Origin of the sequence: Pseudomonas sp. AN-1, from assembly GCF_034057115.1 — a bacterium.
GTDB lineage: Bacteria > Pseudomonadota > Gammaproteobacteria > Pseudomonadales > Pseudomonadaceae > Geopseudomonas.
On record NZ_CP139195.1, the window covers coordinates 2,067,373 to 2,089,933 of the forward strand.

The window sequence follows — 22,561 nt, forward strand, 5'->3', positions numbered from 1 at the left end:
TCAGGCGGCCTGGGGCTTGGTCCAGCGCCAGGTGTCCAGGGTCGGCTCCTGCGTGACGAGGGCGACGCAGTCTTCCGGGCAGGCGTCCTGGCACCTGGCGCAGCCGGTGCAGGCGCCCTGCAGCACCACGTGGATCTGCCCGCTGGCGCCGACGATGGCGTCGGTCGGACAGGCGCGGTAGCAACGGGTGCAGCCGGTGCACTGCGCGGCGTCGATGGTCGCCAGCTGCGGCGCGCTCATCTGGCCGGCGTCGAGGGTCACGCCGAGCAGCGCGGCGAGCTTCTCGGCCAGCGCCACCCCGCCGGGCGGGCAGCAGGTCACGTCCGCCTGGCCCTCGACCAGCGCCGCCGCCGCCCCGGCGCAGCCGGGGAAGCCGCACTGGCCGCACTGGCTGCCCGGCATCAGCGCCTCGATCTCCTTGATCAGCGGATTCTCGTCGGTGACCGCGAACCTGCGCGCCGCCACGCCCAGTCCGCCGCCCAGGATCAGACCCATGGTGGCCAGGGCCAGGGTTGCCATCAGCATCTCGCTCTCCTCGCCGGCGCCTGCCGGTCAGCCATTCAGATCAGCCCGCCGAAGCCCATGAACGCCAGCGCCAGCAGGCCGGCGGTGACGAAGGCGATCGGCGGACCGGAAAACGCCGCCGGCACGCTGGCGAGCTGCAGGCGCTCGCGCAGGCCGGCGAAGATGATCATGATCAGGGTGAAGCCGAGCGCCGAGCCGAAGCCGAACAGGCCGGCCTGCACAAGGCTGTGGCCCTCGCGCACGCTGATCAGCGGCACGCCGAGCACCGCGCAGTTGGTGGTGATCAGCGGCAGGTAGATGCCGAGGGCGCGGTACAGCGAGGGGCTGACCTTGCGGATGATCATCTCGATCAGCTGCACCATGGCGGCGATCACCACGATGTAGGCGAGGATGCGCAGGAAGCCGATGCCCAGCGGCTGCAGCACGTGGTGCTCGAGCAGCCAGCTGCTGATGCCGCCGAGGGTCATCACCAGGGTGGTAGCCACCCCCATGCCGATCGACGGGTCGAGCTTGCTGGACACCCCCATGAACGGGCACAGGCCGAGAAAACGCGCCAGCACCACGTTGTTGACCAGCACGGTGCCGATCAGAAACAGCACATATTCCATAGCGACCCACCCTCCCGGCTGAACCCTGGGCTGCACCCTTGTCGGGCACATCCCGTTGCCGGGGGGAATTGCAGCAAGCGTGCCATGGCTCGGGCGACACCCTGCGCGGCGCTGCAGGCCGCGGAAAACCTGATCCAGATCAAGGGAAGCGCGCGCAGATCCGCCCGCCGCCGCGGCGCCGGCGCCGGTCTTGTCGGCTTTGCGACAGACAACGGCCGCCATCGCGACGCCATCCGTGGGCTTTCCCACAGAAAAGCCCGTCGCCGGCGCGACGAACCGCTCTGCCCCGCCACTTCCGCCACTCCCGCGCCCGTGCGGACAGCGGCATGGCCTTTGCAAAACCCCCTTGTCCGCCGCGCCCCGCTCGACCGGCGCGGCGCTGCCACTCCCGTGGACTGATGAGGCTCAACCCATGACCCAGGGCAAACCGTCCCGCAGCAGCGACGTGCCGGCGCCAGCCGCCGGCGCCGAGCTGCTCCCCGAGGCATTCCGGCAGATGGCGGAGCACGCCCCCATCGCCATCTCCATCACCGACCTCAAGGCCAACATCCTCTATGCCAACCGCGCCTTCAGCACCACCACCGGCTACGCGCTGGCGGAGGTGATCGGCAAGAACGAATCCATGCTGTCCAACGGCACCACCCCGCGGCTGGTCTACCAGGCGCTGTGGAGCCGTCTGGCGCAGAAGAAGCCGTGGTCCGGCGTGCTGGTCAACCGGCGCAAGGACGGCAGCCTGTACCTGGCCGAGCTGACCGTGGCGCCGGTGTTCGACGAACGCGGCGAGACCCTCTACTACCTGGGCATGCACCGCGACACCAGCGACCTGCACGAGCTGGAGCAGCGGGTCAGCAACCAGCGGCTGATGATCGAGGCGGTGGTCGGCGCGGCGCCAGCGGCCATGGTGGTGCTCGATCGCGACAACCGCGTGGTGCTGTCCAACCCCAGCTTCGCCCGCCTGGCCCGCGAGCTGACCGAGGGCGGCAGCGGCGACAGCCTGGTGGCGCTGGTGCGCGAGAACCTCGCGGTACCCTTCGCGGCGCTGGAGGGCGAGGGCCGCGCCTTCTCCGGCAAGGAGATCCCCCTCGACCTGGGCGGCCATGCGCCGCGCTGGCTGTCCTGCCACGGCATGGCCATCCACGTCGAGGACGAGCGCGCCCAGGTGTTCTTCGCCCCCGGCGCCGAGCGCTACCTGCTGCTGACCCTCAACGACATCTCCGAGCTGCGCCAGAAGCAGCAGGACTCGCGGCTCAACGCGCTGAAGGCGCTGATGGCCGAGGAGGAGCTGCTCGACGGCATGCGCGAGACCTTCAGCGGCGCCATCCACCGCCTGCAGGGCCCGGTCAACCTGATCAGCGCGGCGCTGCGCATGCTCGAGCGCCGCCTCGGCGAGCAGGCCGGCAACGACCCGGTGCTCAGTGCCATGCGCGAGGCCAGCATGGCCGGCCAGGAGGCGCTGGACAGCCTGTCCGGGGCCATGCCGGTGCGCCGCGCCGAGGCCAAGATGCCGGTCAACGTCAACCAGCTGATCCGCGAGGTGATCAGCCTGTGCACCGACGAGCTGCTCGCCCAGGGCATCGTCGTCGACTGGCAGCCGGCGCTGCGCCTGCCCTGGGTGATGGGCGCCGAGAGCCGCCTGCGCAGCGTGATCAAGCAGCTGGTGATGAACGCCATCGAGGCCGTCGCCCACAGCCAGGTCAGCCGCCGCGAGCTGTTCATCAGCACCCGGGTGGAGAACCAGCAGGTGGTGCGCCTGGAGATCGTCGACAGCGGGCCGGGCATCCCCGCCGAGCTGGCGCTCAAGGTGTTCGAACCGTTCTTCAGCACCAAGCCGCCGCACGCCGCCGGCCACGGCATGGGCTTGGCCATGGTGCAGGAGATCGTCAGCGAACACGCCGGCACCGTGCACATCGACACCACTTATCGCGACGGTTGCCGGGTGGTGGTCGAACTGCCCTTCAGCGCCGCCGGTTGAATCCAAGGAGAGCAGGCCGATGAGCAGTATCCAGCTCGCCCAGCGTCCCGGCACCACCTCGCGTGCCGACCTCTACGACAAGCAGTTGCAGGCCCTGGCGCGCATTTCCCGCACCCTCAGCCGGGTGCAGCAGATCGAGGACATCCTCGCCCAGGTCCTCGCCGTGCTGCACGACCACCTCGGCCTGCTGCACGGCCTGGTGTCGATCAGCGACCCGCAGCACGGCGCCCTGCAGGTCGGCGCCATCCACAGCGACTCGCAGGCGGTGGTCAGCGCCTGCGAGAACGTGCGCTACCGCATCGGCGAGGGGGTGATCGGCAACGTGCTCAAGCACGGCAACAGCGTGGTACTCGGGCGCATCTCGTCCGAACCGCGCTTCCTCGACCGCCTGGCGCTCTACGATCTCGAGCTGCCGTTCATCGCGGTGCCGATCAAGACCCACGAGGGCAACACCATCGGCGTGCTGGCCGCCCAGCCGGAGGGCCGCGCCGACGAACTGCTGCCCGACCGCGCGCGCTTCATGGAGATAGTCGCCAACCTGCTGGCGCAGACCGTGCGCCTGGTGGTCAACCTCGAGGACAGTCGCGAGCTGGCCAACGAGCGCGACGAACTGCGCCGCGAGGTGCGCGGCAAGTACGGCTTCGAGAACATGGTGGTGGGCAACACCCCGGCGATGCGCCGGGTGTTCGACCAGGTGCGCCGGGTCGGCAAGTGGGACAGCACGGTGCTGGTGCTCGGCGAGTCGGGCACCGGCAAGGAGGTGATCTCCAGCGCCATCCACTACAACTCGCCGCGCGCCCACCAGCCGTTCGTGCGCCTGAACTGCGCGGCGCTGCCGGAGACCCTGCTCGAGTCCGAGCTGTTCGGCCACGAGAAGGGCGCCTTCACCGGCGCGGTCAAGCAGCGCAAGGGGCGCTTCGAGCAGGCCGACGGCGGCACCCTGTTCCTCGACGAGATCGGCGAGATCTCGCCGATGTTCCAGGCCAAGCTGCTGCGCGTGCTGCAGGAGGGCGAGTTCGAGCGGGTCGGCGGCAACCAGACGGTGAAGGTCAACGTGCGCATCGTCGCCGCCACCAACCGCGACCTGGAGGCCGAGGTGGAGAAGGGCAAGTTCCGCGAGGACCTCTACTACCGCCTCAACGTGATGGCCATCCGCATCCCGCCGCTGCGCGAGCGCAGCGCCGACATCCCCGAGCTGGCCGAATTCCTCCTCGCCAAGATCGGCCGTCTGCAGGGGCGCAAGCTGAGCATCACCGACAGCGCCATCCGCCTGCTGATGGGCCACCGCTGGCCGGGCAACGTGCGCGAACTGGAGAACTGCCTGGAGCGCTCGGCGATCATGAGCGAGGACGGCACCATCAGCCGCGACGTGGTGTCGCTCGGCGGCCTCGACCACGACAGCGTGGCGCTGGCGCCGCTGCCGGAGGTCAACCTGGCCGACGAGGCGCTGGACGACCGCGAGCGGGTGATCGCCGCCCTCGAGCAGGCCGGCTGGGTGCAGGCCAAGGCCGCGCGCCTGCTGGGCATGACCCCGCGCCAGATCGCCTACCGCATCCAGACCCTCAACATCCACATGCGCAAGATCTGAGTTGCGCGGCGTGTGCCCGGCGGCGGCCAGGGCACGCGCATGACTCCACCTGCAGGGGCGAATTCATTCGCCTGACCGGGGCCACGCTGGCGAATGAATTCGCCCCTACAGCGGGCTCGGCAACCCTCCATGCGATCGCTCTCGCCGCCCCACTTGTCGCCTATCCGACAAAGCCCCGCCCGCGCCCCTGTCGGCAGCCTGACAAAAAGGCCAGCAGCTCCACAAATAATTCTTCAAAAACAATGACATAAACGAACGGCACGGCACTTGCTCAGCTAATGGTGAATCTCTCTTTCCTCCGGAGACCAACCATGGAACTGAGCGTACTTGGGCAGAACGATGCGGGGCAGCACGCCGCCGGTGGTTGCTCCTCCGGCTCCTGCGGCAGCACCGACGACCAGCTGTCCCACCTGCCGGAGCACATCCGCGCCAAGGTGCACAACCACCCCTGCTACTCGGAAGAGGCCCACCACTACTTCGCGCGCATGCACGTGGCGGTGGCGCCGGCCTGCAACATCCAGTGCCACTACTGCAACCGCAAGTACGACTGCGCCAACGAGTCGCGCCCCGGCGTGGTCTCCGAGCTGCTCGACCCGTTGCAGGCGGTGAAGAAGGTCAAGGCGGTGGCCGCCACCATCCCGCAGATGACCGTGCTCGGCATCGCCGGCCCCGGCGACCCGCTGGCCAACCCGCAGCGCACCTTCGAGACCTTCCGCATGCTTTCCGAGCAGGCCCCGGACATCAAGCTGTGCGTGTCCACCAACGGCCTGGCCCTGCCCGACTGCGTCGACGAGCTGGCCCGCCATAACATCGACCACGTGACCATCACCATCAACTGCGTCGACCCGGCGGTCGGCGCCAAGATCTATCCGTGGATCTACTGGAACAACCAGCGCATCCGCGGCCGCAAGGCGGCGAAGATCCTTATCGAGCAGCAGCAGAAGGGCCTGGAGATGCTGGTGGCGCGCGGCATCCTGGTGAAGGTCAACTCGGTGCTGATCCCCGGGGTCAACGACGAGCACCTCAAGGAGGTCAGCCGCATCGTCAAGGCCAAGGGCGCCTTCCTGCACAACGTCATGCCGCTGATCGCCGAGGCCGAGCACGGCACCTTCTACGGCGTGATGGGCCAGCGCAGCCCCGAGCCGGAAGAACTGCAGGACCTGCAGGACGCCTGCGCCGGCGACATGAACATGATGCGCCACTGCCGCCAGTGCCGCGCCGACGCGGTCGGCCTGCTCGGCGAGGACCGCGGCGACGAGTTCACCCTGGAGAAGATCGAGTCGATGGACATCGACTACGCGGCAGCCATGGTCAGGCGCGCCGCGATCCACGCGGCGATCAAGGAGGAGCTGGACGACAAGGCGGCGAAGAAGGCGCGCCTGGCCGGCCTCGGCGTACCGCAGGAAAGCGCCCCGGCCCGCCACTACCGCCCGGTGCTGATGGCGGTGGCCACCAGCGGCGGCGGCCTGGTCAACCAGCACTACGGCCATGCCAGCGAGTTCCTGATCTACGAGGCCTCCGGCAAGGGCGTGCGCTTCATCGGCCACCGCAAGGTCGACCAGTACTGCGTCGGCGACGACAGCTGCGGCGACAAGGAGTCGGCGCTGAACGGCAGCATCCGCGCGCTCAGGGGCTGCGAGGCGGTGCTCTGCTCGAAGATCGGCTACGAGCCGTGGGGCCAGCTGGAGGCCGCCGGCATCCAGCCCAACGGCGAGCACGCCATGGAGCCGATCGAGGAAGCGGTGCTGGCGGTCTACCAGGAAATGATCGCCGCCGGCCGGCTGGACGCCGACGCCGCGCCGCTGCGCGCCAAGGCCTGAAACCCACCATGCGAGGAGGTGCCCGATGGCGCTGAAAATCGAGGAATCCTGTGTCAACTGCTGGGCGTGCGTCGACGTCTGCCCGAGCGAGGCGATCTACCAGGGCAGCCAGCACTTCAGGATCAACGCGCACAAGTGCACCGAGTGCGACGGCGACTTCGCCGACCCGCAGTGCGCCAGCATCTGCCCGATCGAGGGGGCGATCCTGCTCGCCGACGGCAGCCCGGCCAACCCGCCGGGCTCGCTGACCGGCATCCCGCCGGAGCGCCTGCTTGAAGCCATGCGCGAAATCCAGGCGCGCTGAGGAGGCCGGCATGGGTGCCCTGATCTTCTACGAAAAACCCGGCTGCGGCGGCAACGCCCGGCAGCAGCGCCTGCTGCGCGCGGCAGGGCTGGAACTGGAGGTGCGCGACCTGCTGGGCGAGCCGTGGCGCGCCGAGACGCTCGCGCCGTTCCTCGCCGGGCGACCGGTGGCCGACTGGTTCAACCGCGCAGCGCCGGCGGTGAAGTCGGGAGAGGTCGATCCCGAGCGGCTGGATGCCGAAGCGGCGCTGGCCCTGCTGCTGGCGAGCCCGATCCTGATCCGCCGCCCGCTGATCCGCCTCGGCGAGCACCATCTGGCCGGCTTCGACGTGGCGGCGCTCAACGCGCTGCTGCCGGCCGGACACCGGCTGGCCGAGCCGGCCGCGCCGCTCGACGGCTGCGTGCACGGCGCCGAGGCAACCGCCAGCTGCCACGCGCCGCAGGAGCCGCAGCCATGAGCCGCGCCGCCCTCGCCCGCCTCCCTGCAGAGTGCGTGGAACGCGATCCCAACCTGGACTGGCTGCAGCGCATCCTCACCGCCCAGCGCGCCGGACGCAGCTGCCTGCCGCTGCATCTCGGTCTCGACCCGCAAACCCACACGGCCTTGATCCAGGCCTGCTTTTCCGAGCGCGCCGGGCAGTATCTTGGCGCTCCGCCGCAGGCCCGCGAGCGCGACGCGCTGCGCGCCGAGCTGCTGGAGCTGCGCCGCGACGAGTGGCGGGAGCTGCGCGACCTGCTGCTCGCCGGCCGCGCCGGGCGCGCGGGCGAGGCGGTGGTCGCCGCAGTGGTCGCCGCCGCCTGCCTGGGCGGCGACCACCTGTGGCGCGATCTCGGCCTCGCCTCGCGCGACGAGCTGCGCGCGCTGCTCGAATACAACTTCCCGCGGCTGGCCGCGCGCAACGTCCAAAACATGCGCTGGAAGAAGTTCTTCTACCGCCAGCTGTGCGAGCAGGACGGCGCCTACGTGTGCCGCTCGCCCAGCTGCCAAGCCTGCCCCACCTATCACGACTGTTTCGGAGAAGAGTCATGAGCCACTGCCAACGCATCAGCGCCGAACAGGCCGAGACCCTGCTCAGCGGGGCGGACAACGTCATGCTGCTGGACATGCGCGATGCCCGCGCCTACTGCCAGGGCCACGACCCGCGCGCCATCCACCTCAGCGACATGACCCTGCGTACCCTGGTGCGCCACACCCCGCGCCAGGTGCAGCTGATCGTCTGCGGCGACGAGGCGCGCGCCAGCCAGGAGATGGTCGAGTTCTTCCGCGACTACGGCTTCGCCCACTGCTACAGCCTCGACGGCGGCTACGCCGCCTGGCAGGCACGCCCGCGCCAGCCGGCCCGCGCCGAACGGCGCGTCGCCGAACAGCGCGTCGCCGTGCACGGCTGAGGAGACCGACCATGCAGGTTCTCGACACCGAAGCACGCATCCGCCAGCAGATCGCCGCCAACCCGGTGATCCTCTACATGAAGGGCACGCCGGAGGCGCCCGAGTGCGGCTTCTCGCGCGCCGCGGTGGGCGCGCTGCACAAGCTCGGCAAGCCGTTCGCCTTCGTCAACGTGCTGACCGCCCCGCACATCCGCGAGAAGCTGCCGAAGATCTCGCAGTGGCCGACCTATCCGCAGCTGTTCGTCAACGGCGAGCTGGTCGGCGGCTGCGACATCATCCTCGGCATGGAGGCCGACGGCAGCCTGCAGGCGCTGCTCGCCGGGGTCTGACGGGTCGTACCGGCGCTGCCGCGCTGGCGTCACTCCCCGGGCGCCGGTGCGGCGGCGCTGCCCAGCCGGCTATTGCCCTTCGGCCAGGCCGAGGAACGCCGCCACCTGCGGCGCAGCGAACGGCCAGCCCAGCTCGGCGCCGCTGTCCAGCCGGCGCAGCACCGGGATGCGCACCCCGTAGGCCTCGACCCACTCCTCGCGCTCGGCGATATCCACCAGCTCCACCTCGAGCCCCAGACCGACGAAGGGCATCAGCACCTCCTCGGCCAGTTCGCACAGGTGGCAGCCGAGGGTTCCGAACAGTTGGCAGGCGGGCAGCATGACATCTCTCATGGTGAACAGACCGGCGGCAGTTTAGCATTTGCGCTACCTGCCCCGTCGCCCGCCACCGACACCCGGGCGCGGGTATCCCGCTTGTCCAGCCGAACCCTCGCATGGAGCACTGCCGTTGTTCGTCAACCTGCTGATCATCCTGGCCGCCTCGCTGCTGGTCATCGCCCTGTTCCGCCACCTCAAGCTGCCGCCGCTGCTGGCCTACATGAGCGTCGGCCTGGCCCTCGGCCCGGGCAGCCTGGGCTGGCTGCAGCAGCACGAGGACATGCCGCTGCTGGCCGAGTTCGGCGTGGTGTTCCTGCTGTTCAGCCTCGGCCTCGAGTTCTCCCTGCCGCGCATGCTGGCGCTGCGCCGCGTAGTGTTCGGCCTCGGCAGCCTGCAGGTGCTCGCCTGCACCCTGCCGCTGGCCGGCCTGCTGCACCTGGCCGGCCTGGCCCTGCCGGCCGCGCTGCTAGTCGGCGGCGGCCTGGCGCTGTCCTCCACCGCCATCGTCACCAAGGAGCTGAGCAGCATGGGCGAGGTGTTCAGCGACCACGGCCAGAACGCCATCGGCGTGCTGCTGTTCCAGGACCTGGTCGCGGTGCTGCTGCTGACCATGATCCCGGTGGTCGCCGGCGGCAGCGAGCAGGCCTGGTACTGGGCGCTGCCGATCACCCTGGGCAAGGCCGCGCTGCTGTTCGGCGGCCTGCTAGTGGCCAGCCGCTGGCTGCTGCCGCGGCTGTTCCACGAGGTGGCGCAGGCCAACGCCGCCGAGCTGTTCGTGCTGCTGGCGCTGGTCATCGTGCTGCTCACCGCCTGGCTGACCCACCTGCTCGGCCTGTCCATGGCCCTCGGCGCCTTCCTCGCCGGCATGCTGCTCGGCGAGAGCCACTACCGCCACCAGATCGAGGCCGACATCCGCCCGTTCCGCGACGTGCTGCTCGGCCTGTTCTTCGTCAGCGTCGGCATGCTGATCGACGTCGGCCTGTTCGCCAGCCACGGCCTGGTGATCCTCGGCATGACCGTGCTGCTGCTGGCGCTCAAGGGCGCGCTGGTCACCCTGCTGGTGCGCCTGCGCGGCGGCAGCAACGAGAGCGCCTGGCGCAGCGGCCTGGCGCTGGCCCAGGGCGGCGAGTTCTGCTTCGCCCTGGTGGCCCAGGCGCAGCAGGCCAGGCTGGTCGACGGCGAGCTGGCCGGGCTGATCCTCGCCGCCACCTTCTGCTCGATGGCGGTCACTCCGCTGCTGCTGCGCGCGGCGCCGCAGTTGGCCGCCCGCCTCGGCCGGCAGCCGGATGCCGAGGCGCGCGCCGAGGACATCGCCGGCGCCTGCGCCGAGCACGAGGGCCACGTGCTGATCTGCGGCTTCGGCCGGGTCGGCCAGTCGATCGGCCGCTTCCTGCGCCGCGAGGGCATCCCCTTCGTCGCCCTCGACAACGACCCGATCCGCGTGCAGGAGGCGGCGGCCGGCGAGCACCACGTGCACTTCGGCGACGCGCGCCGCGGCGAGCTGCTGGAGGCCCTCGGCCTGAGCCGCGCACGCCTGCTGGTGGTGGCCGCCGACAACCCCCAGCACGCCCTGGCCACGGTCAAGGCGGCGCGGGCGCTGTCGGCCGAGCTGCCGATCCTGGTGCGCACCCGCGACGACAGCTTCCTGGCCAGCCTGCTGGAGGCCGGCGCCAGCGAGGTGGTGCCGGAGGTGCTGGAGTCGAGCCTGATGCTCGCCTCCCACGCGCTGGTCATGCTCGGCCTGCCCGAGCGCCGGGTGCAGGCGCACATGGACGAGGTGCGCCGCGATCGCTACCACCTGCTGCACGGCTTCTACCACGGCGCCAGCGCCAACCTGCTCGACCAGCAGGGCCGCCCGCGCGTGCTGCTGCACGCGGTCAACCTCAGCCAGGACGCCTACGCCTGCGGCCGCAGCCTGGCCGAGCTGAAGCTGAGCGGGCTGGGCGTGGAACTGCAGGGCGTGCGCCGCGAGGGCGACGAGCTGGAGCTGAGCGACAACCTGCCGCTGCGCGAAGGCGACGCGCTGCTGCTCGCCGGCCCGCTGGAGTGCATCGAGCGCGCCGAGGCGCGTCTGCTGGCCGGCACCCAGTAACCGGCCCGCAAACGCAGAAGCCCGCTCGAAAGCGGGCTTCTGCGTTTCTGGCGCGGGGCTATTCGTGGTTGGTGGCGCCGATCTTGTGGATCGACAGGTCGGCGCCGTAGTACTCCTCCTCGGCGCTCAGGCGGATGCCCAGGCTGGCCTTGAGCAGGCCGTACACCGCGAAGCCGCCGCCCAGCGCCACCAGGATGCCGAGCAGCGAGCCGATCAGCTGGCTGGCCAGGCTGACCCCGCCGAGGCCGCCCAGCGCGCTCTGGCCGAAGATGCCGCAGGCGATGCCGCCCCAGATGCCGCACAAGCCGTGCAGCGGCCAGACGCCGAGCACGTCGTCGATCTTCCAGCGGTTCTGGGTGGCGGTGAAGGCCCAGACGAACAGCGCGCCGGCCACGCCGCCGGTGATCAGCGCGCCGATCGGGTGCATCAGGTCGGAGCCGGCGCACACCGCCACCAGGCCGGCCAGCGGGCCGTTGTGCAGGAAGCCGGGATCGTTGCGGCCGACCAGCAGCGCCGCCAGGGTACCGCCGACCATGGCCAGCAGCGAGTTGACCGCCACCAGGCCGCTGACCCCCTGCAGGGTCTGCGCGCTCATCACGTTGAAGCCGAACCAGCCGACGATGAGGATCCACGAGCCGAGGGCGAGGAACGGGATGTTCGAGGGCGCGAAGGCCACCAGCCGGCCGTCGCGATAGCGGCCGTTGCGGTGGCCGAGCAGCAGCACCGCCGCCAGCGCCAGCCAGCCGCCGACCGCGTGCACCACCACCGAGCCGGCGAAGTCGTGGAAGGCGGCGCCGAAGCGCTCGGTGAGCCAGGCCTGCAGGCCGAGGTTGCCGTTCCAGATCAGCCCCTCGAAGAACGGGTAGACCACGGCGACGATCAGCGCCGTGGCGCACAGCTGCGGGCCGAAGCGGGAGCGCTCGGCGATGCCGCCGGAGATGATCGCCGGGATCGCCGCGGCGAAGGTCAGCAGGAAGAAGAACTTCACCAGCGCGTAGCCGTTCTCGGCGGTCAGCGCGCCGGCCGGCTCGAGGAAGCTCACTCCGTAGGCCAGCCAGTAGCCGACGAAGAAGTAGGCCAGGCAGGACACGGCGAAGTCGGCGAGGATCTTCGACAGGGCGTTGACCTGGTTCTTCTGCCGCACGGTGCCGACCTCGAGGAAGGCGAAACCGGCGTGCATGGCCAGCACCATGACCGCGCCGAGCAGGATGAACAGGGTGTTGGAGCCATGGACCAGGCTCGCTACGGCAGTATCAAGATTTTCCATCGGCGCGACGCGCTCCTCCGGTAGGCAGGGAAGCACCAAAGCGGGTCACTGATGACCATCGGCGCACCACGGACAGGCGTGCACCACCTTGCGAACCGCTTGTCTTGATCGCCACACCCTTGGGCAAAATCCGCCCTGGTGCCGCGATCGGGGTAGCTTCTTGTTATGAATCAGTGGCTTGGACGTGTGTGGCAACGTCCTGTCGACCTTCGCGCCAGATCCGCCAACGGGCAGGCGCAGACGCACACGCCGCTGAGCCAAGCAAGAGCCATGCCGTCGCGCACCAGCCACAGGCAGCACTGCTGCAAAAGCGTGCACGCCAAGGCGGCCGGCGACGCCGGACGCACCCGGCCCTGCCCCTGCCTCGACCAGCATAGCCCGCCACCGCCCCGCGGCTGTGCAGGGCTGCGCCGCGGCGCCGCACGCCCGCGCACGACCATGCTCCAGCACGGTGCATGCGCAAACCTGGCCGCATTCTTGCTAGACAGCCGCCCACCGCCCCTGCGGGCACTGCTGGAGCCTGACGTGTTCGCCGGCCAACCCTTCGCCGTGTTCCAACCCTTCGTCGATACCGCCACCGGCCTGATCGCCGGCGTCGAGGCACTCGCCCGCCTGCGCGACGCCGACGGCCAGCTGCACTCGGCCGGCGCGCTGTTCGCCGACCCGGCCAGCGACCAGGCCGACCTGCTGCGGCTCGACCGCCAGGTGCGCGAGCACGCCCTCGACCAGCTGCGCCACGCGCCGGCGGACTGGTTCCTCAGCCTGAACATCTCGCCGCGCTGGATCAGTTGCCTGAGCCCCGGCCAGGCGCTGCCGAGCCTGTGCCAGCTGGAGCGCTACCGCATCGACCCGCGACGCATCGTCTTCGAGATCACCGAGCTGGACGGCGACATCCCCTGCCTGCTGCAGGCCGTGCGCCAGTACCGCCAGGCCGGCGCGCGCATCGCCGTGGACGACTTCGGCGCCGGCTATTCGCAGCTCGACCGGGTGCTGGCCCTGCAGCCGGACATCCTCAAGCTGGACATGCGCCTGTTCCAGGACGCCGCCCGCGGCGGCCCCGGCTGCGAGCTGGTCAAGGCGCTGGCGCAGATGGCCGAGAAGACCGGCTGCCGGATCATCGCCGAGGGGGTGGAGACCGAGGACGAGCTGCACTTCGCCCTCGAGTGCGGCGCCCGCTACGTGCAGGGCTTCCTGTTCGCCGCCGGCAAGCCCGGCTTCTTCGCCGCCGACGCCTTCGCCGCGCGCTTCGCCGAGGTGCGCGACCACTACGTGCAGCTCAAGCTGGCCGAGCGCGCGCGGCTGATCGAGCTGCGCCGCCAGCTCGGCGAGCTGCTGGAGCACCTGCGCCCCTGGGCGGAGCAGCGGGGGCCGGCGGCCGCCCTGCCGGCACCCGGGCATCCCTGGCTGCTGCGTATCTACCAGTGCGACCGCAGCGGCGAACAGATCACTCCCAACTGCGAGTGGCGCGGCGGCGCCTGGCACGAGGAACCCGTCTACCTGCGCCACAACTGGTCGTGGCGCCCCTGGTTCCACCAGTTGCTGGCCGAGGGCCTCGACGAACAGCGCCTGACCCTGTCACCGACCTACCGCGACGCCACCAGCAACCAGTACTGCCTGACCGCCGGCCGCTGCATCGACCAGGGTCGCCGCCTGCTGCTGGTCGACATCGACGCCGGCGCCCTGGCCTCCCCGCCTCCCCCCGCTACCCCGGCGGGGCTTGCCGGCCACTGCCGCAAGCCGCAAGCTGGAGCCTTTGCGACTGCTGAGGACTCCCCTTGGACTGGCACACCCTGCTTACCCGCGAACGTCTGGGCAAACCCGTGCAGAGCTCCGAGGAGCTCGGCCGCAGCGCCTTCCACAAGGACCACGACCGCATCATCTTCTCCGGCGCCTTCCGCCGCCTCGGGCGCAAGACCCAGGTGCACCCGGTCTCCAGCAACGACCACATCCACACCCGCCTGACCCACAGCCTGGAGGTGGCCTGCGTCGGCCGCTCGCTGGGCATGCGCGTCGGCGAGATGCTGCGCGACGCCCTGCCGATCTGGTGCGACCCCGGTGACCTGGGGGTGATCGTGCAGTCGGCCTGCCTGGCCCACGACATCGGCAATCCGCCGTTCGGCCACTCCGGCGAGGACGCCATCCGCCACTGGTTCCAGCTCGCCGACGAGCGCGGCTGGCTGGACGCCCTGAGCCAAGCCGAGCGCGCCGACTTCCTCGGCTTCGAGGGCAACGCCCAGGGCCTGCGGGTACTGACCCAGCTGGAGTACCACCAGTTCGACGGCGGCACCCGGCTGACCTACGCCACCCTCGGCACCTACCTGAAGTACCCGTGGAGCGCCCGCCACGCCGACGCCCAGGGCTACAAGAAGCACAAGTTCGGCTGCTACCAGAGCGAGCTGCCGCTGCTCGAGCAGATCGCCCGCAAGCTGCAGCTGCCACAGCTCGAGCCCGAGCGCTGGGCGCGCCATCCGCTGGTCTACCTGATGGAGGCGGCCGACGACATCTGCTACGGCCTGATCGACCTCGAGGACGGCCTGGAGATGGACCTGCTCGACTATCCCGAGGTCGAGGCGCTGCTGCTCGACCTGGTCGGCGACGACCTGCCGGAAACCTACCGCCAGCTCGGCCCCAGGGATTCGCGCCGGCGCAAGCTGGCGATCCTGCGCGGCAAGGCCATCGAGCACCTGACCAATGCCGCGGCGCGGGCCTTCGTCGCCCAGCACGACGCGCTGCTCGCCGGCAGCCTGGAGGGCGACCTGGTCGAGCACATGCACGGCCCGGCCAAGCAGTGCGTGCTGCGCGCCAAGGCGCTGGCGCGGCAGAAGATCTTCCAGGACAAGCGCAAGACCCTGCACGAGATCGGCGCCTACACCACCCTGGAGATCCTCCTCAATGCCTTCTGCGGCGCGGTGCTGGAGCAACACGGCGGGCGCACGCCGTCGTTCAAGAACCGGCGCATCCTCGACCTGCTCGGCAACAACGCGCCCGATCCGCACCGCCCGCTGTACCAGGCCTACCTGCGGGTGATCGACTTCATCGCCGGGATGACCGACAGCTACGCCACCGAGATGGCCCGCGAGATGACCGGCCGCTCCAGCCCGGTCTGAAACGCAAAAGCCCCGCGGCACGGGCGTGGCGCGGGGCTTTTGCGGGGAAACGCGGTGATCAGGCGTTGATGGCCTTCTCCGGGTACCAGGCATCGGCCAGCTCGCCGATCTTGAAGCTTTCCAGCTCGCCGCGGCCCTGCAGCCAGGCCTCGACGGCGGCGCGCTGTTCGGCGCTGACCGAGCCGCGCTTGTTCAGGCAGACCATGCCGAACTCGTCGCAGCCGATGAAGATCAGGCCGTTGGCCTCGATGGCCTGGTCGAGGAACTGCCCGAGGAAGGCCTCGGCGGCTTCGCCCTCGAGATCCTCGCGGTAGTTGAGGATCAGCTCGAAGCCGAGTTCCTGGAACTCGTCGACACAGAGCTTCTTGCGCAGGCGGCGGGAACGATTGGTAGCCATGGATGCATCCTCGAACGTATGGGGTGCGGCACTCTACCAGCTTCCGCAGGTCAGGCCCATGACAGCGGGCTCCGTTCGGCACGAAAAGCCCCGAAATAGCGGGCTTGAGGCATAATTGCCCGATTCTTTCGTCCGCGAACGTTGAGACGCCCCATGCTGTTGCGCGTAACCAAGTCCTTGCTCGCCAAGGCATCCGAGATCGCCCGCCCGCTGCGCCTGCTCGGCCTCGCGGGCCTGCTGCTGCCCGCCACCCTGCCGCTGCCTGCCAGCGCGTCCAGCCTGCCGCCGCGGGTGGAGCAGGCGCTCAAGGCCAGCAAGCTGAGCAGCGACGCCCTGTCGGTGGCGCTGATCCCCCTCGACGGCCCCGGCACCCCCAGCTACCTCAACGCCGACCGCCCGGTGAACCCGGCCTCGACCATGAAGCTGGTGACCACCTACGCCGCGCTGGAGCTGCTCGGCCCGACCCACCAGTGGAAGACCGCCTTCTACACCGACGGCCCGCTGCGCAACGGCGTGCTGCAGGGCAACCTCTACCTCAAGGGCGGCGGCGATCCCAAGCTGACCATGGAGCGCCTGTGGCTGCTGCTGCGCGACCTGCGCCACGCCGGCGTGCAGCAGGTGCAGGGCGACCTGGTGCTGGAGCGCAACCACTTCCGCACCGACGGCCAGACGCCGTTCGACGACGACGGCGGCGACCGCACCAAGCCCTATCTGGTCGAGCCCGACGCGCTGATGGTCAACCTCAAGACCCTGCGCCTGATCGTGCGCGGCGAGGCGCGCGGCGCCGCGGTGCAGGCCGAACCGCCGATCCCATACATCCGCATCGACAACCGGGTGAAGGTGACCGCCCCGGCCGCCTGCCCGGGCTGGCCGCAGGTGACCTACAACTTCCAGCCGCAGGCCGACGGCAGCCTCGAGGTGATCGCCGCCGGGCAGATCCCGGAAGGCTGCAGCGGCCAGCGCTACCTGTCGCTGCTCGACCACCCGGCCTTCACCGGCGGCACCGTGCGCGCGCTGTGGAGCGAGCTGGGCGGCAGCATCAGCGGCCAGGACCGCCTCGGCGCCACCCCGGGCAACGCCCGCCTGCTGGCCCAGGCCTGGTCGCCGGACGTGGTGGAGATCATTCGCGACATCAACAAGTACAGCAACAACACCATGGCCCGGCAGCTGTTCCTGTCGATCGGCGCGCGCCACCGCCTGCCGGGCGACGCCAACGATGCCGCGGCCGCCTACCGGGCCATCGACCAGTGGCTGACCCGCAAGGGCATCCGCGCACCGAACCTGGTGCTGGAGAACGGCTCCGGGCTGTCGCGCCGCGAGCGCATCAGCGCGCGGGAGATGGCCACCATGCTGCATGCGGCCTGGAAGAGCCCGTATGCCGCCGAGTTCATCTCCTCGATGCCGCTGGCGGCGATGGACGGCACCCTGCGCAAGCGCATGCGCAACACCCCGCTGGCCGGCAACGCGCACCTGAAGACCGGTACCCTGAACAACGTACGCGCCCTGGCCGGCTACAGCCGCGACGCCCAGGGCCACACCTGGGCGGCGGTGGTGATCCTCAACCACCCGCGGCCGTGGGGCGCCTCGGCGATCCTCGACCAGGTGCTGCAGGAGCTGTACCGCCAGCCGGGCAGCCTGAGCGCCGGACTGGCCCGCTGAGCTGCCAACGAAAAACCGCCTGCCCGGGACACCGGACAGGCGGTTTTTTCATGGGCGGTAGTCCGGCAGGGTGGAAAACGACCGCAGGTCTTTTCCACCGCCCAGTCCCCTGCTCGGGCACTGGTAGAGGATCGCTGCGCGAGTCCTCTACCCTACCTGGTCACGCTCCCTACCGGGCAGTCAGGCGCCAGGCGCGGTGGATCTTCGGGTTGCGGGCGAAGTCCGGATCGAGGGTCTGCGCGCTGATCTCCTCCACCGCGTAGCGCTGCTCCAGGGCCGGATCGAGCTGGAACTTGCGGAAGTTGTTGGAGAAGTACAGCACCCCGCCCCTGGCCAGGCGCGCCATGGCCAGGTCGAGCAGGTGCACGTGGTCGCGCTGCACGTCGAACACGCCTTCCATGCGCTTGGAGTTGGAGAAGGTCGGCGGATCGATGAAGATCAGCTCGTATTCGCCGCGATCGGCCTCCAGCCACTCCATCACGTCGCCCTGCTCGAGGCGGTGCTTGTCGGAGAAGCCGTTGAGCGCCAGGTTACGCCGCGCCCAGTCGAGGTAGGTCTTCGACAGGTCGACGCTGGTGGTGCTGCGCGCGCCGCCCTTGGCCGCATGCACGGTGGCGGTCGCGGTGTAGCAGAACAGGTTGAGGAAGCGCTTGCCGGCGGCCTCCTTCTGGATGCGCAGGCGCAGCGGGCGGTGGTCGAGGAACAGCCCGGTGTCGAGGTAGTCGGTGAGGTTGACCAGCAGCTTGACGCCGCCCTCGCTCACCTCCATGAAGCGGCCCTGCTGATCCTGGCGCTCGTACTGCTTCTTGCCGGCCTGGCGCTCGCGGCGCTTGATCACCACCCGCGCCGGATCCATGTCCAGCGCCTGGGGAATCGCCGCCAGGGCGTCGAGCAGGCGCGCCTGCGCCTTGTCCGGATCGATCGAGCGCGGCGGCGCGTACTCCTGCACGTGCACCCAGTCGCGGTACAGGTCGACGGCCAGGGCGTACTCCGGCATGTCGGCGTCATACAGGCGGTAGCACTCGACATCGGCCTTGCGCGCCCACTTGCCGAGGGTCTTGAGGTTCTTCTGCAGGCGGTTGGCGAACATCTGCCCGCCTTCGGACAGCCGCGCCGGCTCGGTGCGCACCGCCGGCGGGCGCTCGACCAGTTGGCCGCCGATCATCCGCGCCTGGCTCGGCGCCGGCTGGGCCGACTCGTTGCGGCCGGTGACGAACTGCTCCGGCAGCACCTTGAACAGCAGCAGCTTGCACGGCAGCGCGCCGTTCCAGAAGGCGTACTGCTTGTGGCTGCGGATGCCCATGCGCTTGCCCAGCTCCGGGGCGCCGGTGAACACCGCCGCCTCCCAGTTCAGGCAGGACTGGCGCAGGCGCTCGCCGAGGTTCTGGTAGAGGTACAGCAGGCTGGCCTCGTCGCCGAGGCGCTCGCCGTAGGGCGGGTTGCACACCACCAGGCCGGTCTGGTTCTGGTCCGGGCGCGGTTCGAAGGTGGCCAGTTCGCCCTGGTAGATCTTCACCCACTCGGACAGGCCGGCACGCTCGATGTTGTTGCGCCCCGGCTGGATCAGCCGCGGGTCGGCCTCGTAGCCGCGGATCCACAGCGGCGGGCGGGCGAGGCCGGCGGCAGCGCGCGCCTCGGCCTCCTCGTGCAGCTTCTTCCAGATCGCCGGCACGTGGCCCAGCCAGTTGGAGAAGCCCCACTTCTCGCGCCTGAGGTTCGGCGCGATGTCGGCGGCCATCATCCCCGCCTCGACCAGGAAGGTGCCGACGCCGCACATCGGGTCGGCCAGTGCGCCGCCTTCGGCGGCGATGCGCGGCCAGCCGGCGCGGATCAGGATCGCCGCGGCGAGGTTTTCCTTGAGCGGCGCGGCGCCCTGCTGCAGGCGGTAGCCGCGCTGGTGCAGGCTGAAGCCGGACAGATCCAGCGACAGCACCAGCTCGCCGCGCTCCAGGCGCGCGTGGATACGCAGGTCGGGCTCGTACTTGTCCACCGACGGCCGCTGGCCGGACTGCGCGCGCAGGGCGTCGACGATGCCGTCCTTGACCTTGAGGGCGCCGAAGTGGGTGTTGTCGATGCCGGCGCCGCGGCCGGAGAATTCCACCGCCAGGCTGCCGGTGGGCAGCAGGTGCTCGCTCCAGTCGATGCCGCGCACCGCCTGGTAGAGCGTCTCGGCGCTGTCCACCGCAAAGCGGCCGAGCACCAGCAGCACGCGGTTGGCCAGACGCGACCACAGGCACAGGCGGTAGGCGGTTTCCAGGCTGCCCTGCCCCTGCACGGCGGCCACCTGGGCGCGGCCGTCTTGCAGGCCGAGCGCGGCGGCCTCCTCGAGGAGCAGGGTTTCCAGCCCCTTGGGACTGGTGAGAACGAGCGGGTACAGATCGGACATGCGGTATTCCAGGGGCAGAGCCCGTCATGGGGTGTGACGCAGGGTCGCGGATGACCCCTCGTCGGAAGGCGGGCGCCGCAGGCGGCCTCACCGTCGGGTATTCAGTATCGGCGCAACAGGGCTGCCCAGGCGAGCCAGCCCGTCTGCCACGGGGATATGTCCCCTCTCCAACGCAATGAAAGCATTAGGATTATTTTTTTATGACAAAACGATCATTCACAGAGTCCCGGACATTGCTTTAGAACTCAAGACAGATCCGCGGCCGCAAGCGCTGCGGGACACGCTCGCCACGCCGGCAGCGAGCAGCAGGTGGCAGAACCTCTGCCAGGCCTCCCGAGAGGCCAACGGGAACAGTACAGTCAACGACCGAGGGCAATACCCGATGAGAAGACTTAAGCGTGATCCGTTGGAACGAGCCTTTTTGCGCGGTTATCAGTATGGCGTCAGCGGCAAATCCCGCGACATGTGCCCCTTCACCCAACCTTCCGCACGCCAGGCCTGGCTCAACGGCTGGCGCGAGGGCCGGGTCGACAACTGGGAGGGCATGACCGGCACCGCCGGCGTCCATCGTCTCAACCAGCTGAACGCCGTAGGCTGAGCCCACTCTTCACCTTCCGACCGGCTCTTCCATCCATCCACCACAGGGCTCCCGCGGGAGCCCTGCCTGTTTCCGGCCTCAGGCCCTGCCGGCTGCGGCGATGGCATCCACCGCCGCGCGGATCAGCGCCGGCCCCTTGTAGATGAAGCCCGAATAGATCTGCACCAGGCTGGCGCCGGCGGCGATCTTTTCCGCCGCGTGCACACCCTCGGTGATCCCGCCGACGGCGATGATCGGCAGGCGTCCGCCCAGTTCGCCGGCCAAGACGCGCACCGTGTGGGTGCTCCGGTCGCGCACCGGCGCCCCGGACAGGCCGCCGGCCTCGTCGGCATGCGCCAGCCCCTCCACGCCCTCGCGGCTCAGGGTGGTGTTGGTGGCGATCACCGCATCCATGCCGGTCTCCAGCAGCGCACGGGCGACCAGCACGGTTTCCTCGTCGCTCATGTCCGGGGCGATCTTGATCGCCAGCGGCACGCGCCGGCCATGACGCACCGCCAGCTCCTCCTGACGCACGCGCAGGGCCTCGAGCAGCTGCTTGAGCGAGTCGCCGAACTGCAGGCTGCGCAGCCCGGGAGTGTTCGGCGAGCTGACGTTGACCGTCACGTAGCTGGCGTGGGCATAGACCTTGTCCAGGCAGATCAGGTAGTCGTCCACCGCGCGCTCGACTGGGGTGTCGAAGTTCTTGCCGATGTTGATGCCGAGGATGCCGCGGTACTTGGCCGCCTGCACCCGCGCCAGCAGGTGGTCGACGCCGAGGTTGTTGAAGCCCATGCGGTTGATGATCGCCTCGGCCTGCGGCAGGCGGAACAGCCGCGGCTTGGGGTTGCCCGGCTGCGGGCGCGGGGTCACGGTGCCGATCTCGATGAAGCCGAAACCGAGCTGGGCGAAACCGTCGATGGCGTCGCCGTTCTTGTCCAGGCCGGCGGCCAGGCCGACCGGATTGGGGAACTCCAGGCCCATCACCGTCACCGGCAGGCGCGGCGTCTGGCACACCAGGCGGTTGAGGCCGAGGCGGCCGCCGGCGCCGATCAGGTCGATGGCCAGTTCGTGGGAGGTTTCCGGGGACAGCTTGAACAGCAGCTCGCGAGCCAGAGCGTACATGGGCAGGGGTCATCAGGAGGCCAGAAGGGCGCAGATTATAGCCCAGTGACCGCCGGGCGGCGAAGCCGCCGCCGGCAATCCGCCGCTCCAGAGCGGCCTGGCAACAGAACGCCAGCATTCTTTTGACGGCCGAAGTCGGGTAGTCTTGGCTTCTGTTAGGCCTTGGGGCAAGGTCCGTGCGGCATACTCCCCCGCCTATAATCCATCTGTGTGCAGGAAGCATTCGGGCATGACCATGCCACCCATCACACTGACCGAGCGTCTCGCGGCCCTGCTCCAGCGTCTGGGGCTGGGCGGGCGCGGCAGCCAGCAGCTGCGCGAGCAGGCGGCGCGTCTGCGCCTGCCCTTCGCTCCCCTGCCGGAGGTGCCGGACAGCATCTGGTGGCAGGACGGCCCGCCGCTGCAGCGCCTGGCCGACCTGCCGCGCGGCGCCCTGTCCGGTCCGGTGCAGGAAGACAAGGCGGCCGCCCATGGCGCGCTGCGCGCGCTGATCCGGGTCGAGGAACGGCAGATCGGCGAGTTCGACCTGCGCTGGATCGACGGTCTCGGCGGCGCCCCGGAGTCGGGCTGGCGCTTCAACCGCTTCGAGGACTACGCCGCCTCGTCCGCCTGCCGCAGCATCCGCCTGATCAGCTACAAGGATTTCAGCCGCACCCTGGCCCAGGCCCTGCCGCACCATGCCAGCGGCGAGACCCTCTACCTGCGCCAGGCCAGCTGGCGCGGCGAGCGCTACTTCTGGAGCGGCGAACAGGCCGCGCCGGCCTTCGCCTGTGCGGTGGCCTACGCCCGCCGCCGCGGCCTGACCATCCAGCTGCCGGCGCTGCTCAGCGAATATCGCCTGAGCCGCAGCGGCCTCGACCAGCTGGATGCCGGCTACCATGTACTGGCCATGCCGGCCGCGGCCTGGAGCGACGCGCGCTTCATGCGCCTGCTGCTCACCGGCATGCCCTACGCCCGCCTCAACCTGCTGCGCGACAGCGGCGGCCCGGAGTTCCTCCTCCTGCCGCGCAGCCAGGCCGACGCCGACGCCCTCGGCGAGGGCCTGCGCCTGGCCGGCGCCGCCGACGTCAGCGCCTGGCTGCGCACGCTGCTGGCGATCTGA

General features: G+C 70.1%; 20 protein-coding genes and 1 pseudogene. 14 read left to right on the forward strand and 7 right to left on the reverse strand.

Annotated elements, in window-relative coordinates; translation table 11 throughout:
• Together SK095_RS09530 and rsxA are read right to left on the reverse strand one after the other, a co-directional pair.
• A complete protein-coding gene (locus SK095_RS09530; RefSeq protein ID WP_320548707.1) occupies positions 1–525 on the reverse strand; it encodes an RnfABCDGE type electron transport complex subunit B in 525 nt (174 codons plus the stop codon).
• Positions 526–560: 35 nt separating this feature from the next.
• Entirely contained in the window at positions 561–1,133 is a 573-nt protein-coding gene (gene rsxA / locus SK095_RS09535) for an electron transport complex subunit RsxA (RefSeq protein ID WP_136489274.1), read from the reverse strand.
• Between the two features lie 412 nt (positions 1,134–1,545).
• On the opposite strand from rsxA, the gene nifL reads away from it, so the two are divergent.
• From nifL to grxD, 8 genes are all read left to right on the forward strand, one after another.
• Positions 1,546–3,105, forward strand: a complete 1,560-nt coding sequence (nifL, locus tag SK095_RS09540) for a nitrogen fixation negative regulator NifL (RefSeq protein WP_320548708.1) — start codon at positions 1,546–1,548, stop codon at positions 3,103–3,105.
• A 19-nt stretch (positions 3,106–3,124) separates the two neighbouring features.
• The gene (gene nifA, locus SK095_RS09545) at positions 3,125–4,693 is read left to right on the forward strand and encodes a nif-specific transcriptional activator NifA (RefSeq protein WP_320548709.1); all 1,569 of its coding nucleotides are present in this window, start codon (positions 3,125–3,127) and stop codon (positions 4,691–4,693) included.
• A 311-nt stretch (positions 4,694–5,004) separates the two neighbouring features.
• Positions 5,005–6,513 carry a nitrogenase cofactor biosynthesis protein NifB gene (gene nifB, locus SK095_RS09550; RefSeq protein WP_320548710.1) on the forward strand — a complete coding sequence of 503 codons (1,509 nt, stop codon included), beginning with the start codon at positions 5,005–5,007 and terminating at the stop codon, positions 6,511–6,513.
• Positions 6,514–6,538: 25 nt separating this feature from the next.
• Complete coding sequence (locus SK095_RS09555; protein ID WP_136489278.1) at positions 6,539–6,817, forward strand: 4Fe-4S binding protein; 279 nt, start codon at positions 6,539–6,541, stop codon at positions 6,815–6,817.
• A 10-nt stretch (positions 6,818–6,827) separates the two neighbouring features.
• Positions 6,828–7,274, forward strand: coding sequence for an ArsC/Spx/MgsR family protein (locus SK095_RS09560; protein ID WP_320548711.1), 447 nt, complete (start codon positions 6,828–6,830; stop codon positions 7,272–7,274).
• Entirely contained in the window at positions 7,271–7,846 is a 576-nt protein-coding gene (locus SK095_RS09565; protein ID WP_320548712.1) for a nitrogen fixation protein NifQ, read from the forward strand. The genes SK095_RS09560 and SK095_RS09565 overlap by 4 nt, the downstream gene beginning before the upstream one ends.
• Entirely contained in the window at positions 7,843–8,205 is a 363-nt protein-coding gene (locus tag SK095_RS09570) for a rhodanese-like domain-containing protein (RefSeq protein ID WP_320548713.1), read from the forward strand. Before SK095_RS09565 ends, SK095_RS09570 begins: the two co-directional genes overlap by 4 nt.
• 11 nt (positions 8,206–8,216) lie before the next feature.
• Positions 8,217–8,534, forward strand: coding sequence for a Grx4 family monothiol glutaredoxin (gene grxD / locus SK095_RS09575; protein WP_136489282.1), 318 nt, complete (start codon positions 8,217–8,219; stop codon positions 8,532–8,534).
• A 69-nt stretch (positions 8,535–8,603) separates the two neighbouring features.
• Here the strand turns inward: grxD and SK095_RS09580 are convergent, their stop codons facing one another.
• Entirely contained in the window at positions 8,604–8,855 is a 252-nt protein-coding gene (locus tag SK095_RS09580) for a glutaredoxin family protein (protein WP_201485634.1), read from the reverse strand.
• 127 nt (positions 8,856–8,982) lie between these two features.
• Here SK095_RS09580 and SK095_RS09585 point away from each other — a divergent pair, with 127 nt between their 5' ends.
• A complete protein-coding gene (locus tag SK095_RS09585; protein WP_320548714.1) occupies positions 8,983–10,944 on the forward strand; it encodes a cation:proton antiporter in 1,962 nt (653 codons plus the stop codon).
• 58 nt (positions 10,945–11,002) lie between these two features.
• On the opposite strand, the gene SK095_RS09590 is transcribed toward SK095_RS09585, so the two are convergent.
• The gene (locus SK095_RS09590) at positions 11,003–12,211 is read right to left on the reverse strand and encodes an ammonium transporter (RefSeq protein WP_201485632.1); all 1,209 of its coding nucleotides are present in this window, start codon (positions 12,209–12,211) and stop codon (positions 11,003–11,005) included.
• A gap of 525 nt (positions 12,212–12,736) precedes the next feature.
• On the opposite strand from SK095_RS09590, the pseudogene SK095_RS09595 reads away from it, so the two are divergent.
• Both SK095_RS09595 and SK095_RS09600 read left to right on the forward strand, forming a co-directional pair.
• Positions 12,737–13,894, forward strand: a pseudogene (locus tag SK095_RS09595) (EAL domain-containing protein); the annotation flags it as partial.
• A 92-nt stretch (positions 13,895–13,986) separates the two neighbouring features.
• Complete coding sequence (locus SK095_RS09600; RefSeq protein WP_136489287.1) at positions 13,987–15,318, forward strand: deoxyguanosinetriphosphate triphosphohydrolase; 1,332 nt, start codon at positions 13,987–13,989, stop codon at positions 15,316–15,318.
• 58 nt (positions 15,319–15,376) lie between these two features.
• Here SK095_RS09600 and SK095_RS09605 read toward each other — a convergent pair whose 3' ends face one another.
• Positions 15,377–15,715 carry a YggL family protein gene (locus SK095_RS09605; RefSeq protein WP_136489288.1) on the reverse strand — a complete coding sequence of 113 codons (339 nt, stop codon included), beginning with the start codon at positions 15,713–15,715 and terminating at the stop codon, positions 15,377–15,379.
• 153 nt (positions 15,716–15,868) lie between these two features.
• Between SK095_RS09605 and dacB the strand changes: the two genes are divergently transcribed.
• Positions 15,869–17,374 (forward strand): D-alanyl-D-alanine carboxypeptidase/D-alanyl-D-alanine-endopeptidase, encoded by a 1,506-nt coding sequence (gene dacB / locus SK095_RS09610; RefSeq protein ID WP_414153874.1) that lies wholly within the window; start codon positions 15,869–15,871, stop codon positions 17,372–17,374.
• A gap of 169 nt (positions 17,375–17,543) precedes the next feature.
• On the opposite strand, the gene rlmKL is transcribed toward dacB, so the two are convergent.
• Positions 17,544–19,760 carry a bifunctional 23S rRNA (guanine(2069)-N(7))-methyltransferase RlmK/23S rRNA (guanine(2445)-N(2))-methyltransferase RlmL gene (gene rlmKL / locus SK095_RS09615; protein WP_320548715.1) on the reverse strand — a complete coding sequence of 739 codons (2,217 nt, stop codon included), beginning with the start codon at positions 19,758–19,760 and terminating at the stop codon, positions 17,544–17,546.
• Between the two features lie 382 nt (positions 19,761–20,142).
• Between rlmKL and rmf the strand changes: the two genes are divergently transcribed.
• Entirely contained in the window at positions 20,143–20,358 is a 216-nt protein-coding gene (gene rmf / locus SK095_RS09620; protein WP_136489301.1) for a ribosome modulation factor, read from the forward strand.
• Between the two features lie 78 nt (positions 20,359–20,436).
• On the opposite strand, the gene SK095_RS09625 is transcribed toward rmf, so the two are convergent.
• On the reverse strand, positions 20,437–21,459 hold the full coding sequence (locus tag SK095_RS09625; RefSeq protein ID WP_201485630.1) for a quinone-dependent dihydroorotate dehydrogenase: 1,023 nt from the start codon (positions 21,457–21,459) through the stop codon (positions 20,437–20,439).
• A gap of 229 nt (positions 21,460–21,688) precedes the next feature.
• Here SK095_RS09625 and SK095_RS09630 point away from each other — a divergent pair, with 229 nt between their 5' ends.
• Positions 21,689–22,561, forward strand: a complete 873-nt coding sequence (locus SK095_RS09630) for a DUF6685 family protein (protein ID WP_136489292.1) — start codon at positions 21,689–21,691, stop codon at positions 22,559–22,561.

Coding starts and splice junctions, on each gene's coding strand:
- SK095_RS09590 (WP_201485632.1), bottom strand. CDS start 12,211: ATGGAAAATCTTGATACTGCCGTAGCGAGCCTGGTCCATGGCTCCAAC.
- SK095_RS09630 (WP_136489292.1), top strand. CDS start 21,689: ATGACCATGCCACCCATCACACTGACCGAGCGTCTCGCGGCCCTGCTC.
- grxD (WP_136489282.1), top strand. CDS start 8,217: ATGCAGGTTCTCGACACCGAAGCACGCATCCGCCAGCAGATCGCCGCC.
- SK095_RS09580 (WP_201485634.1), bottom strand. CDS start 8,855: ATGCTGCCCGCCTGCCAACTGTTCGGAACCCTCGGCTGCCACCTGTGC.
- SK095_RS09565 (WP_320548712.1), top strand. CDS start 7,271: ATGAGCCGCGCCGCCCTCGCCCGCCTCCCTGCAGAGTGCGTGGAACGC.
- SK095_RS09570 (WP_320548713.1), top strand. CDS start 7,843: ATGAGCCACTGCCAACGCATCAGCGCCGAACAGGCCGAGACCCTGCTC.
- nifB (WP_320548710.1), top strand. CDS start 5,005: ATGGAACTGAGCGTACTTGGGCAGAACGATGCGGGGCAGCACGCCGCC.
- dacB (WP_414153874.1), top strand. CDS start 15,869: ATGCTGTTGCGCGTAACCAAGTCCTTGCTCGCCAAGGCATCCGAGATC.
- SK095_RS09555 (WP_136489278.1), top strand. CDS start 6,539: ATGGCGCTGAAAATCGAGGAATCCTGTGTCAACTGCTGGGCGTGCGTC.
- SK095_RS09560 (WP_320548711.1), top strand. CDS start 6,828: ATGGGTGCCCTGATCTTCTACGAAAAACCCGGCTGCGGCGGCAACGCC.
- rsxA (WP_136489274.1), bottom strand. CDS start 1,133: ATGGAATATGTGCTGTTTCTGATCGGCACCGTGCTGGTCAACAACGTG.
- SK095_RS09605 (WP_136489288.1), bottom strand. CDS start 15,715: ATGGCTACCAATCGTTCCCGCCGCCTGCGCAAGAAGCTCTGTGTCGAC.
- SK095_RS09530 (WP_320548707.1), bottom strand. CDS start 525: ATGCTGATGGCAACCCTGGCCCTGGCCACCATGGGTCTGATCCTGGGC.
- SK095_RS09625 (WP_201485630.1), bottom strand. CDS start 21,459: ATGTACGCTCTGGCTCGCGAGCTGCTGTTCAAGCTGTCCCCGGAAACC.
- nifA (WP_320548709.1), top strand. CDS start 3,125: ATGAGCAGTATCCAGCTCGCCCAGCGTCCCGGCACCACCTCGCGTGCC.
- rmf (WP_136489301.1), top strand. CDS start 20,143: ATGAGAAGACTTAAGCGTGATCCGTTGGAACGAGCCTTTTTGCGCGGT.
- rlmKL (WP_320548715.1), bottom strand. CDS start 19,760: ATGTCCGATCTGTACCCGCTCGTTCTCACCAGTCCCAAGGGGCTGGAA.
- nifL (WP_320548708.1), top strand. CDS start 1,546: ATGACCCAGGGCAAACCGTCCCGCAGCAGCGACGTGCCGGCGCCAGCC.